The sequence below is a fragment of the Acinetobacter sp. YH12145 genome (assembly GCF_013418335.1).
In the GTDB taxonomy this organism is placed as follows: domain Bacteria; phylum Pseudomonadota; class Gammaproteobacteria; order Pseudomonadales; family Moraxellaceae; genus Acinetobacter; species Acinetobacter amyesii.
Genome location: NZ_VPCE01000012.1, coordinates 105,655 through 117,958 on the forward strand (window position 1 = coordinate 105,655; position 12,304 = coordinate 117,958).

The following is a 12,304-nucleotide window of genomic DNA, read 5'->3' on the forward strand; positions in this document are numbered from 1 at the left end:
TCAAGGGAAAATATCGTAATTTTTCTCAGAATTACCGAATTGCTTTTATAAGAACTCTAATTTGACATCAATTAAAATGCTGTTTGAAATTTGATACCGCCGACCCACGCATTCTCACCATTTTTGTAAGCACCGACGTGACGGATATATTGAATATTTGGACGAATAGTCAGCCAGTTTGCTGCATGAATACCGTAGTAAATTTCTGCGTCATACTCTTCACTTTGTAGACCGCGTGCATCAACGCTGTTATTGGCAATATTGGCATCATTCACATCATCATTAATGCTGATACGACCTAAACCAATCGCAATTTCATCCTGAGGACGTGCATCGAATGCACCTTTGTAGACCAAGCCAATGTTTTGCATATCACTCACATTATTGGTGTCTGAGTCATGCACGGTGACATTCACAAAACCGCTTAAGCCACGTGAAGCATCGTCTTTGTGTGCTGTCAGTTGCTGTTTCGCCACAATCCAACCACCTTGATGGTGATCTTTTTCATTTATTGGGCTATCAATGACATCGGCATCAGCGGTACTGTAGTAGTAACCTGCACGGTATTCACCCGGAAGCTTTTGTGTCCCCACTTTTGGAGTCCACACTACTTCAGCAGGAATAATCGCACCTTTTGAACCATCGGTACTCAAGTTCCAACCTTTACCACGTTTTAGATTTTCAGGGTTGTATTCATAAACCCCGACTTGTGCATAGAGTTCAGGCTGAATGTTATATTTCACGCGAGCAGCCCATTGGCTGACTGGCCAGTTGTACCATTGGTCACCGACCCAGTTACCCACTTGTGAACCACAAAGTGCTAAGTTTTGAAAGTCACAGTCAAAGCTGTTGAAATCTTCACCTTCACCAAAACGACCGACTTTAATATCTAATTTTTGGTCTAAGAATTTTTTCTTGATCCAAAAATCAGTCAAACGCCAAGTTTGACCACGACCCCACACTTCTTGTGTTGCACTTAAATGACCATTTAATGCATCTGAAGTTTGAGACAATGAACGACCATTACGTTCAGTGATATTGATTTGCGCTTCGGTATCTTTCCAACCCGCAATTTTTTCTAAATCGAGATGTGCCCCGATCGCGAATTGGTCCGCATATTCAGTGCCATGGCCAGAAGCATGCTTTGCATCTAACAAAGTGGCTAATTCGCCACCATAACTAAAACTAAAATCGTAACCTTTCTGTTGGAGAGCTGTTCGTTGACCGTTCCAATCACCGAACATCCATGGGCTTTCAGAACTGAAAGCATCTGCAGTAGTTGCCGCTTGGGTTGCTGAACCCGCAAGCATTATTCCGAGGCTAAGATATAAAGATCCAAGTTTACTCACAGCTATTTTCATTTGGAGACCTATATACCAATTGTGTTAATAGTTCATATAATACTCTCACATTTGTATAATTTATTTATTTTTTTGTTAACAACTCTCAATATTTACATAGATGTTTATCTAATTAAGAGATTTTAAAGGTTTTATTGTTTAACTTATCACTTTTTTTTATACCATTCATAACCAATTATCCGCACCTAAAGTTTTACCCACATGGGTATAAATCAATGCTGATCTAGAAAATTTAATCGGACATGCCAGTTGAGTTTGTGTCATTGTGTCGCCTTCTTGTAGCGGAACTTCAACACACCAATGCCGCTCTTGGGCCAATTGTGAATTTAGAGCTTCGTCCAAACTTAAAACTGGTTCCACACAGACATCTTGAGAGGCAAAAATCTTTTTCCACTCAGCCCATGTTTTGGTTAGTATTTTTCGGGCAATTGCATGCTTAATTTCAGTCTGGTCTTGCGGATCAAATGACATGCCTTGCGTTGCTAAAGCGGGTAAATCTAGAATTTGCGCCAATCCATGTAAAAACTGTGGCTCCAAACCACCTATAGACAGATAGCGACCATCTTGGGTTCGATAATAGTCATAGAAACTTCCGCCATTCAGATGTGCCGTCTCTGCCGCGGTTACCGCATTGGCAGCCAATACGCCAGCTGCAGCCATATTGTTCAATGCGACAGCGCAATCGGTCATGGAAATATCAATATATTGTCCTAAGCCGCTCCGGTAACGCTCAATCACCGCAGCTAAGATGCCAGTAATCGCATGCATTGATCCACCTGCTACATCGGCAATTTGAATCCCCATCGGTGGCGGGCCACTATCTTGGCGTCCGCTATGACCTGAAATGCCTGATAAAGCCAAGTAATTGATGTCATGCCCTGCACGGTCTTTGTAATGTCCGGTTTGACCATAACCCGTAATCGAGCAGTAAATAAGTCGCGGATTAATTTCGGCCAAATCTGCATAATCCAAACCCAAGCGTTGCATAACACCTGGACGAAATTGTTCTACCACAATATCAAAATCTGAAATTTTGGCTTTGATCAATTCAATACTTTTCGGATCTTTTAAATCTAATGCGATGGATTGTTTATTGCGATTTAAATAACTATGCGCTGTGGCTTGCCCATTGGCATAAGGTGGCATCAAACGAACCAGATCGGGACGCGTCGGTGACTCAATATGCACAACTTCCGCACCCATGTCAGCCAAATACAAGGTCGCAAATGGCCCTGGGAGTAATGTCGAAAAGTCGAGTACTTTCAATCCTTTTAAAGCAGCTTCCATGGATATTTTTCTCTAATTGTGTAGATTTTTTATCCATGGTAGAAATATAAAATGATTAAAACAATGTCATGTTCAGCCATTTACCTTGATAGTTTCGGCAATTTACCATGTAAAAATGGCAAAACCGCTGTTGTAAATTGCCATGATTTCTTTTTTTAGCGTCATTTAGGTCAAACATTTGTGAACATTAAAGAGACTGAAGGATTAAACATGAGTCGTGATACGATCAGTATCCATTTCGTCAACGCAGCCTTAACTGGTGTGAAACGTCTCGGCATGGATGTCGAAACTTTATTGTCTCATGTTGGCATTGAGGCTGAACTTCTACGCCAACCCAAAGCGCGTATTTCACCTGAACAATACACACGTTTTATTAAAATGTTGTGGATGGTGACTCAAGACGAACATGTCGGTTTTGATATTCAACCGCGCCGCTTGGGTACTTTTGCCATTATGTGCCAATTGATTATTCATGCAAAAACCCTCGGTGATGCACTCGAATTGTCTTCGCAGTTCTACAAACTGTTTGGTGATGAATGGTCGGTGACACTAGAACGTGATAAGCACGAAGCACGTTTAGTTCCTCAAATTCCAAAATCTATGGACCCAGACCATTTCATTACAGAAAGTATGCTGATGATTTGGCATGGTCTCGCTTCTTGGTTGATTGAACGTCGTCTGCCTTTAGAGCGTGTTCACTTCGGTTATGAACGTCCTGAACATGCTGACGAATATGATGCCTTGTTTTTTGCACCTGTCATGCAGTTTGATACACCACGAACTGAAATTACATTTGCAGCGGATTATTTAGATTTACCCATTCGTCAAAACGAAGAAACGCTTGAAGAATTCTTAAAAGCGGCTCCTGCACAGTTATTGGTTAAATTTAAAAATACCAATTCATTAACATCTCGTATCCGTGATGTGCTGAAGAGTCAAATTGGCGAAGAAATGCCAACCTTGAACGATGTTGCTTCAATGCTGTATCTATCGCCGCAAACACTACGTCGTCGTTTAGCCGCTGAAGGTAAGAGCTACCAAGGTGTAAAAGATGCTTTACGTCGAGATGCTGCAATTCACTTATTGCTTAATCCAGACTTAACGCTTGAAGATGTTGCACAGCAAGTCGGCTTTAGTGAAACCAGTACTTTCCACCGTGCATTTAAAAAGTGGACCGGTGTAACACCAGGCCTATATCGCCAATTACATGGTTATCATTAAGCAATATTCAAAAATAGCATTCTCTAAAACCTGATCGAGATCAGGTTTTTTTATTTCGGAAAATCTGCACGTTGTTTTTGACAAAGCAATGGATCGACGGGCGTGATCACGCGTTTGCCATCCTGTATCCGATACATTTCTGCCTTGGTCACATGATCATTTCGATCATACTCACAGGCTAAACCGCCCGTCCCCTCATCTGAGGGATGAATGCCATAGATCATATAAACATAAAAACCGATCATGCATACAAAACCTAAGCAGCCTACTAGTACTAGCCAAGCCAGACCTTTCAACACTCGCTTCACATTTTTATGCATAAGCTGATCTTCAATTTGTACTGAATCGATAGCAACTGATCTTAGCCGATCCTCGCTTTCAATATGCAGGTTGATTTTTATCTTATTCAGCAGCAAGCGTTGACCAAAAATATCAAACGACTCACCCGTTCTCATCATTGCACTGGCTTGATTAATCCGTACACTCAAAAAACCAATAAAAATTTATAGATCATAGGGACAGGATTATGAGCGAGGCTTACATCATTGATGCCATTCGCACACCGCGCGGCAAAGGAAAAAAAGACGGTTCACTACATGCCGTTAAACCGATTAGCCTACTGACCGGTTTATTGAACGAATTACAAAACCGACATCAATTTGACACCGCTGCAGTAGACGACATTGTACTGGGCTGCGTGACCCCCATTGGTGACCAAGGTGCGGACATTGCCAAAACCGCAGCCATTGCAGCCGGTTGGGATAATGATGTTGCAGGCGTTCAGATCAACCGTTTTTGCGCCTCAGGTTTAGAAGCAGTCAATATGGCTGCGCAAAAGGTCCGCTCTGGCTGGGAAGACCTTGTGGTGGCTGGCGGTGTAGAGTCGATGTCTCGTGTGCCGATGGGCTCAGATGGCGGTCCTTGGGCGCTTGACCCTGAAACCAATATGGCCTGTGATTTTATTCCACAAGGCATTGGAGCCGATTTAATTGCCACCATTGACGGTTACAGCCGAGCAGATGTGGATGCCTTTGCAGCCAACTCTCAGCAAAAAGCCGCAGCAGCTCAAGCCAATGGTTATTTTGACCAATCTGTCGTTCCTGTTAAAGACAAAGCAGGCGTGACAGTTTTAGCCAAAGATGAATTTATTAAACCAACGACCACAGCAGAAGGCTTGGGCAAACTCAACCCAAGTTTTGCCATGATGGGGCAAATGGGCTTTGATGCCATCGCCTTGCAAAAATATCCTGAAGTCGGCGCAGTCAACCATGTACACCATGCGGGGAACTCATCGGGCATCGTTGATGGTGCTGCCGTAGTATTGCTTGCCTCTGAAAAAGCGATCAAAGAACAAGCCCTAAAACCGCGTGCCAAAGTGCTTGCCACTGCATTGGTGGGTGCAGACCCAACCATTATGCTGACTGGCCCTGCACCTGCTGCACGTAAAGCCTTAGCTAAAGCTGGCTTAACCATTGATGATATTGACCTATTTGAAGTGAACGAAGCTTTTGCAGCAGTCGTGATGCGTTTTATTACCGAACTCAAGGTTGATCCTACCAAAGTCAATGTGAATGGCGGTGCAATTGCATTAGGACATCCGCTGGGTGCAACAGGCGCCATGATTTTAGGCACCCTGATGGATGAACTAGAACGCCAAGGTAAAAAACGCGGCTTAGCAACACTTTGCGTGGGTGGCGGTATGGGCATCGCAACGATTATTGAGTTGGTATAAGGAGAATAAAAATGAGCGCAATTCAATTTGAAAAAAATGCCGACAATATCGTCATTTTAACTTTAGATTCTCCAAACCAATCCGCAAACACAATGAATGCAGACTTCCGCACGGCACTGGCTGAAACGGTAGACAAACTGCAAGCAGATGAAAATATTGCAGGGATTATTTTCCGTTCCGCAAAAAAAACCTTCTTTGCCGGCGGCGACTTAGACGAACTGATTCAAGCTACACCTGAGCATGCAACTGAATTCTTCAATATGATTGAAGAGATGAAAGCCAAACTGCGTTATATCGAAACCCGTGGCATTCCTGTTGTTGCAGCTTTAAATGGCACGGCGCTTGGCGGTGGTTGGGAGTTAGCTCTTGGCTGTCATTATCGAATCGCACTGAATGATGCTAAGGCAAAATTTGGCTTACCTGAAGTAACTTTAGGCTTACTGCCAGGCGGTGGCGGTATTGTACGCATGGTCCGTTTATTGGGTCTGCAAAATGCATTTCCGCTCTTGATGGAAGGCAAACAAATTGGTGTCGAAAAAGCCAAATCATTGGGACTGATTCAAGACACTGCTGATAGCCTTGAAGACCTGATGGACAAAGCCATTGCGTGGGTGAAAGCCAATCCAAAATCACAGCAGCCCTTTGATGTAAAAGGCTATAAAATTCCGGGCGGTACGCCATCGACTCCTGCTGTGGCGCAAATGCTCGCCATTGCCCCCGCTATGCTACGTGACAAAACCAAGGGCTGTTACCCTGCGCCTGAAGCCATTATGTCGGCTGCTGTTGAAGGCGCTCAGGTCGATGTTGATACGGCGCTCACGATTGAATCACGTTACTTTACTTACCTTGCAACCGGTCAAATTTCTAAAAATATGATCGGCACCTTCTGGCATGGTCTCAACGCTATTAAGTCTGGTGCAAGTCGTCCAAAAGACGTCGCGAAATGGCAAGCCACCAAAGTTGGTATTTTAGGCGCAGGCATGATGGGTGCAGGCATCGCTTATGCCACAGCATCAAAAGGCATTGCAGTTGTACTCAAAGATGTTTCTGTAGAAGCTGCTGAAAAAGGCAAAGCCTATAGCCAAAAACTGCTGGATAAAAAAGTAACTCAAGGCCGTTTAAGTGCAGAAAAACGTGATCAAGTCTTAGGCCTGATACATGCCACTGCAAATGCGGCAGATTTACAAGGCTGCGACTTGATCATTGAAGCTGTATTTGAAAATGTCGAATTGAAAGCCAAAGTGACACAAGAAGCAGAAGCCTATCTGGCAGAGAGTGGTATTTTTGCGTCCAATACTTCTACATTGCCGATTTCAGGCTTGGCGAATGCATCTCAAGATCAAGCAAAATTTATCGGGCTGCATTTCTTTAGCCCTGTCGACAAAATGCAATTGGTCGAAATCATTAAAGGCAAAAATACATCAGCAGACACTTTGGCTAAAGCCTTTGACTTTGTGCAGCAAATTGGTAAAACGCCTATTGTAGTCAATGACAGTCGCGGGTTCTTTACCAGCCGTGTCTTTGGCACTTTTGTACAAGAAGGTTTACGTCTATTGGCTGAAGGCGTACACCCTGCCCGCATTGAAATGGCAGCGCTGAAAGCTGGCATGCCTGTAGGCCCATTGGCTATTCAAGATGAAGTGTCTTTAACGCTGTCTGAGCATGTTGCGGCCGAGACACGTAAAGCCTTGCAAGCCGAAGGCAAAGACCTACCACGTTCAGGTGCGGATGAGGTGATTCAGACAATGATTCATGAGTTCGGACGTAAAGGTAAAGCTGCCGGCGCAGGTTTTTATGAATATCCTGAAGGCGGTAAAAAGCACCTCTGGGATGGCTTGAGCAAATGGCAGAATGATAATGCTATTTCTGAACAGGAAATGATAGACCGCTTCCTGTTTGTACAGTCACTTGATACCTTACGCTGCCTAGAAGAAGGTGTTTTGCAGTCGACAGTCGATGGCAATGTCGGTTCAATCTTCGGGATTGGTTTTGCCCCTTGGACAGGTGGTGCACTTCAATTTTTAAATCAATATGGTTTGGAAAAAGCGTTACTTCGTGCCAATACACTAGAAGCAAAATATGGCGAACGCTTCAAAGCACCGCAATTGCTGAAAGACAAAATGGCGAAAGCTGAGCAGATTTAATTATTCATTTTGAGCATGCAAATTTTGCTGTTCAATCACATCAAAAGGAGCTTCGGCTCCTTTTTATTTTCCTTCTCAGTCGCGTGTTTGCAAACAAGTCTAGAATTTACGCGAACTCTCATCTGTTTTATGTTATAAAGTAACAAGTTTTTTGATTTCTTTTTATCCGATTGAGTAGCTTGTTATGACTGATCATACTTCTCCTGAAAAATCACCGTGGGGCTGGAAGGCACTGATTATCTTCTGTATTTTAGGTGCGCTATTCATGGGTATTTTCTGGCTTGCTGTGACCAATGAACCAGACTATATGCCGAGCCAACAGAAAAAAGACAATACTCAACAGCATGCATTTAAAAATGCCCCTGTGATGTCAGAAGAAGCATTGAAAAAGGCGCAAGCTGATCAAGCAGCTCGTGAAGCTTCTGCGCCGACTGCAGCAGATATGCAGATGACTGAAGAACAACATGCACATATGGATGACATGAGCCCTGAACCTACTGCATCGAATGATCATAGTCACTAAGCTTTGACCTCATCTATATAAAAAAACGCTTAAAATATTAAGCGTTTTTTTATTTATAGATGTCCAATTTTAAGTATTTAAGCTAAAGCCATGTACATATCTTGATGCGGAATACCACAATCTAAATATTCATCACCTTCAACAACAAAACCCAACACTGCATAAAAAGGGATAGCATGCACTTGTGAAGATAGTTTTAAATATTCACGTTGCTCTAATGTCGCTTGTTCGATAATGGCTTGCATCAAGATTTTACCAATACCCTGACCGCGATAGGCCTTTAAAACAGCAACACGACCTATACTGTTATTTTTCAACAAACGAGCAGTTGCAACAGCTTTCATCCCATCATGAACAATAAAATGCAGTGAAATCGCATCTTCTGCATCCCACTCATCCGCGGGCGATATCTGCTGTTCTAAAATAAAGACCTGTTCACGTATCGGTCGAGCTGCAGATGCCAGTTGCTCCCACGGTCCGAATTGAATATTTAACTGCTGCATCCCCTCATCCTTTAGCATTTACAGCCAATATCTTGCTGGTCCCATTGATCATTCAACAATAATTCTAACGAATGCTTTTGAATGCCATACATGTCTTTTAAAGCTTGGATCTGCGCCAATACCGCTTGATCAGGTTCGACATAGTCTGCACGTTTGGTTGCCAAGATCATTTTATTTTTACTGGTATGTTCAAGTGCCACAAATTCAAAGACTTTGGTTTCATAACCATATGCTTTCAATAAAAGTGCACGAATCGTGTCAGTAAGCATCTCTGCTTGCTGGCCTGCATGAATACCAAATTGCAACATCGGTGCAAGTACTTGCGGCGCTTTCAATTGCGGACGCAGTTCTTTATGACAACACGGCGCACACATGATCATTTGCGCATTTAATCGAATACCGGTATGAATCGCAAAGTCCGTTGCCACATCACAGGCGTGCAGCGCAATCATGACATCTAAGCGCTCAGGCGCATAGGTACGAACATCGCCTTGGAAAAAATCCAGTTGGCTGAAATTCGACTGCTGCGCAATGCTTTGGCAAAATTCCACCATTTTCGGATTTAGCTCAACCCCTGTCACTTTAGGCACTTGCTGGTGTTTTGCTAAATAATCATATAATGCAAAAGTCAGATAGCCTTTACCTGAACCAAAATCTACAACATGTAGAGATTGATCGGTTTCTTTGATCTGGCTTAAAGCACCTGAAAAAATTTCTACAAATTTATTAATTTGTTTCCATTTACGTGCCATGCTCGGAATAATTTGTGCTTTTGCATCCGTAATACCGAGTGGCTGTAAGAAATAACTGTTTTGATCGACATAGCGATGTTTTGCTCGATCATGCCCTTGCTGCTCCGTAGGATTTTTCCCAAAAGCAGGCTGCTTTTTGCTAATGCTTAGCATCACTTTCTTTTTATTTTTTTTGAGCTGAATTTCTTCATCCAAGGTCATCAGGTTGGCTTGCTTACAACAGCTTAATAAACTTTCGACTTGTTGATACGCAGATGCGATTGGATAGTTTTTGGTGATATCTTGAGTTTTGTAACGATATAAACAGCTGAGAAATGACTCACCTTGCAGCGAAATGACTCGTAAGGTCATTTTTTCTAATTGGTCTAATTCACCTTTATACTGACTCAAGATCATGCGATCAAAACGCTGTGTTTCAATGGCTTGCTGAAAGGCTGCTAAAAATTGCTGCTCTTGCGTAGAGGGAGAAGCCAAAGATGACATAATATAAACCTAGATAAATTTGCAAAACAATTTTAAATCTTCTTACACCAAAAGCAAAATTGAATTACTATACACTTGTATATTTAAATTATTATAAAAGATACGTTATGAATGCTCCCCACCTTTTAGCTTATGACCCAGCTGAAGAAAGACTGAATTTCTATACCCATGCTTTCGGTGCAGCGTTGTCTGCCATCGCAGGTATCCTACTGATTTTAAAAGGATCATATCTTCCAACTGGACAATGGCTTGCACTTTGGGTGTATGCATTCAGTATGCTGTTATTGTTTTCAGCCTCGAGTCTATATCACTTCGCAAAATCTCCTGAGCGCCGTGGTTGGTACAAAAAACTCGACCATACCGCAATCTATTATTTAATTGCAGGCACTTATACCCCGTTTCTGGCAATCGCATTGCCTACCGCAAAAGCGCATTATTTACTCATTGCACTGTGGGTCATTGCTGCAATTGGAACACTATTCAAATTAATTTTCATTCATCGTTTTCAAAAGATTTCGTTGATTGCCTATTTGGTGATGGGATGGCTTGCAGTACTGGTAATGGATGATATGCAACGCTTTTTATCTGATCAAGCTTTAACCTACCTGATCATTGGCGGGCTATCTTATACAATCGGTGCATTGTTTTATGCCTTAAAAAAGGTAAGATATACACACGCTATCTGGCATATTTTTGTATTGATAGGTGCAGGATCACATTTCCTGTCGATTTATCTCTACGTGATATAACCCACTGACACTGCATTCTTTAGTGACCCTAATTCCGCAGTCCGTAAGTTGGTATTTCGTATTTTTTTAAGAAATTACGCCTTTTTTAAAAAGATTACGCTTTTAAAACTAAGTTCAATTATTTTTAGTAAGTGTAAGGTCCACCATGGCGTCTTCAAGTGCTGCTGCCACTGAACAGCAACCAACAAATTCAAAATTCCGCGTACTTACAGCAAGTCTTGTAGGTACCACAATCGAATTCTTCGATTTCTACATCTATGCAACTGCGGCTGTAATTATCTTCCCGCATCTGTTCTTCCCTGCAAGTACAGATCCAACAACCGCAACAATTCAATCTTTAGCAACGTTTGCGATTGCCTTTATTGCTCGCCCGATTGGTGCAACATTCTTTGGCCATTTAGGTGACCGTATCGGTCGTAAAGCCACATTAGTTGCCGCTCTCCTCACCATGGGGATTTCTACAGTATGTATCGGCTTGCTTCCAACCTATGCTCAAATTGGTATCGCTGCTCCGCTCATGCTTGCACTTTGTCGCTTAGGTCAAGGTCTTGGTTTAGGTGGTGAATGGTCAGGTGCCGTGCTGCTTGCAACTGAAAATGCGCCAGAAGGCAAACGTGCTTGGTATGGTATGTTCCCTCAATTGGGCGCGCCAATCGGCTTTATTCTTGCAACAGGCTCATTCTTGACCTTAGGTCACTTCATGTCTGAAGCTGAGTTTATGCAATGGGGTTGGCGTATTCCATTCATTGCAAGTGCGCTATTGGTGATTGTCGGTCTGTGGATTCGTTTAAAATTACATGAAACACCAGCGTTCCAAAAAGTATTGGATAAGCAAAAAGAAGTAAATATTCCGTTCAAAGAAGTGATCACTAAGCACTGGGGGATGTTAATTCTCGGTACGATTGCTGCGATTTGTACATTCGTTGTGTTCTACTTAACCACAGTATTCGCTTTACAATGGGGTACAACCCAGCTTGGTTACACACGTGAAGAATTTTTAAAACTTCAACTGGTTGCCACACTTTGTTTCGCTGCCTTCATTCCACTTTCTGCTGTATTTGCTGAAAAATTTGGTCGTAAAACGACTTCGATTGCGGTATGTGTTGTATCTGCATTGTTTGGCTTAGTCTTCTCAAGCATGCTTGAGTCTGGCAGTACTGCGATGGTGTTCTTATTCCTATGTATCGGTCTTGCGATCATGGGTTTAACCTATGGTCCAATTGGTACGGTATTGTCTGAAATCTTCCCAACGTCTGTACGTTACACAGGTTCAGCTTTAACCTTTAACATGGCTGGTATTTTTGGTGCATCTTTCGCGCCATTGATCGCAACTAAACTTGCAACTGGCTATGGTTTATATGCAGTAGGTTACTACCTAACTGCGGCATCAATCCTTTCATTGATCGCGTTCTTAATGATTCGCGAAACTAAAAATGATGATGTGAATAATCAGGTTTAATCTGCACATAATAAAAAAGCCAGCACCTATTGCTGGCTTTTTTATGTCTCAAATTGAGTCAATGAACTGATGAATACTCTGTAGTTGACA

Annotated in this window: 11 protein-coding genes; 6 read left to right on the forward strand and 5 right to left on the reverse strand. The window is 42.5% G+C overall.

Annotation, left to right across the window (positions count from 1 at the left end):
- Positions 1-71 precede the first annotated feature (71 nt).
- Both FTU80_RS12650 and FTU80_RS12655 read right to left on the reverse strand, forming a co-directional pair.
- The gene (locus FTU80_RS12650) at positions 72-1,310 is read right to left on the reverse strand and encodes a carbohydrate porin (RefSeq protein ID WP_257221519.1); all 1,239 of its coding nucleotides are present in this window, start codon (positions 1,308-1,310) and stop codon (positions 72-74) included.
- Between the two features lie 216 nt (positions 1,311-1,526).
- A complete protein-coding gene (locus FTU80_RS12655) occupies positions 1,527-2,648 on the reverse strand; it encodes a CaiB/BaiF CoA-transferase family protein (RefSeq protein ID WP_180055237.1) in 1,122 nt (373 codons plus the stop codon).
- 210 nt (positions 2,649-2,858) lie between these two features.
- Between FTU80_RS12655 and FTU80_RS12660 the strand changes: the two genes are divergently transcribed.
- Positions 2,859-3,869: an AraC family transcriptional regulator gene (locus FTU80_RS12660; protein ID WP_078190094.1), complete on the forward strand. Its 1,011-nt coding sequence runs from the start codon at positions 2,859-2,861 to the stop codon at positions 3,867-3,869.
- A gap of 50 nt (positions 3,870-3,919) precedes the next feature.
- Here the strand turns inward: FTU80_RS12660 and FTU80_RS16445 are convergent, their stop codons facing one another.
- Positions 3,920-4,357 (reverse strand): hypothetical protein, encoded by a 438-nt coding sequence (locus tag FTU80_RS16445; RefSeq protein WP_257221513.1) that lies wholly within the window; start codon positions 4,355-4,357, stop codon positions 3,920-3,922.
- A gap of 38 nt (positions 4,358-4,395) precedes the next feature.
- Between FTU80_RS16445 and FTU80_RS12670 the strand changes: the two genes are divergently transcribed.
- From FTU80_RS12670 to FTU80_RS12680, 3 genes are all read left to right on the forward strand, one after another.
- Entirely contained in the window at positions 4,396-5,601 is a 1,206-nt protein-coding gene (locus tag FTU80_RS12670; protein WP_180085421.1) for an acetyl-CoA C-acetyltransferase, read from the forward strand.
- 11 nt (positions 5,602-5,612) lie between these two features.
- Positions 5,613-7,745, forward strand: coding sequence for a 3-hydroxyacyl-CoA dehydrogenase NAD-binding domain-containing protein (locus tag FTU80_RS12675; RefSeq protein ID WP_180085423.1), 2,133 nt, complete (start codon positions 5,613-5,615; stop codon positions 7,743-7,745).
- Between the two features lie 184 nt (positions 7,746-7,929).
- Positions 7,930-8,268, forward strand: coding sequence for a hypothetical protein (locus FTU80_RS12680; RefSeq protein WP_180085425.1), 339 nt, complete (start codon positions 7,930-7,932; stop codon positions 8,266-8,268).
- Positions 8,269-8,345: 77 nt separating this feature from the next.
- On the opposite strand, the gene FTU80_RS12685 is transcribed toward FTU80_RS12680, so the two are convergent.
- The gene (locus FTU80_RS12685) at positions 8,346-8,771 is read right to left on the reverse strand and encodes a GNAT family N-acetyltransferase (protein ID WP_257221514.1); all 426 of its coding nucleotides are present in this window, start codon (positions 8,769-8,771) and stop codon (positions 8,346-8,348) included.
- 11 nt (positions 8,772-8,782) lie between these two features.
- The gene (locus tag FTU80_RS12690) at positions 8,783-10,006 is read right to left on the reverse strand and encodes an SAM-dependent methyltransferase (RefSeq protein ID WP_180085429.1); all 1,224 of its coding nucleotides are present in this window, start codon (positions 10,004-10,006) and stop codon (positions 8,783-8,785) included.
- Positions 10,007-10,113: 107 nt separating this feature from the next.
- Between FTU80_RS12690 and FTU80_RS12695 the strand changes: the two genes are divergently transcribed.
- Positions 10,114-10,755, forward strand: a complete 642-nt coding sequence (locus tag FTU80_RS12695) for a hemolysin III family protein (protein ID WP_180085431.1) — start codon at positions 10,114-10,116, stop codon at positions 10,753-10,755.
- Positions 10,756-10,900: 145 nt separating this feature from the next.
- Positions 10,901-12,214, forward strand: a complete 1,314-nt coding sequence (locus tag FTU80_RS12700; protein ID WP_078194265.1) for an MFS transporter — start codon at positions 10,901-10,903, stop codon at positions 12,212-12,214.
- Positions 12,215-12,304 lie beyond the last annotated feature (90 nt).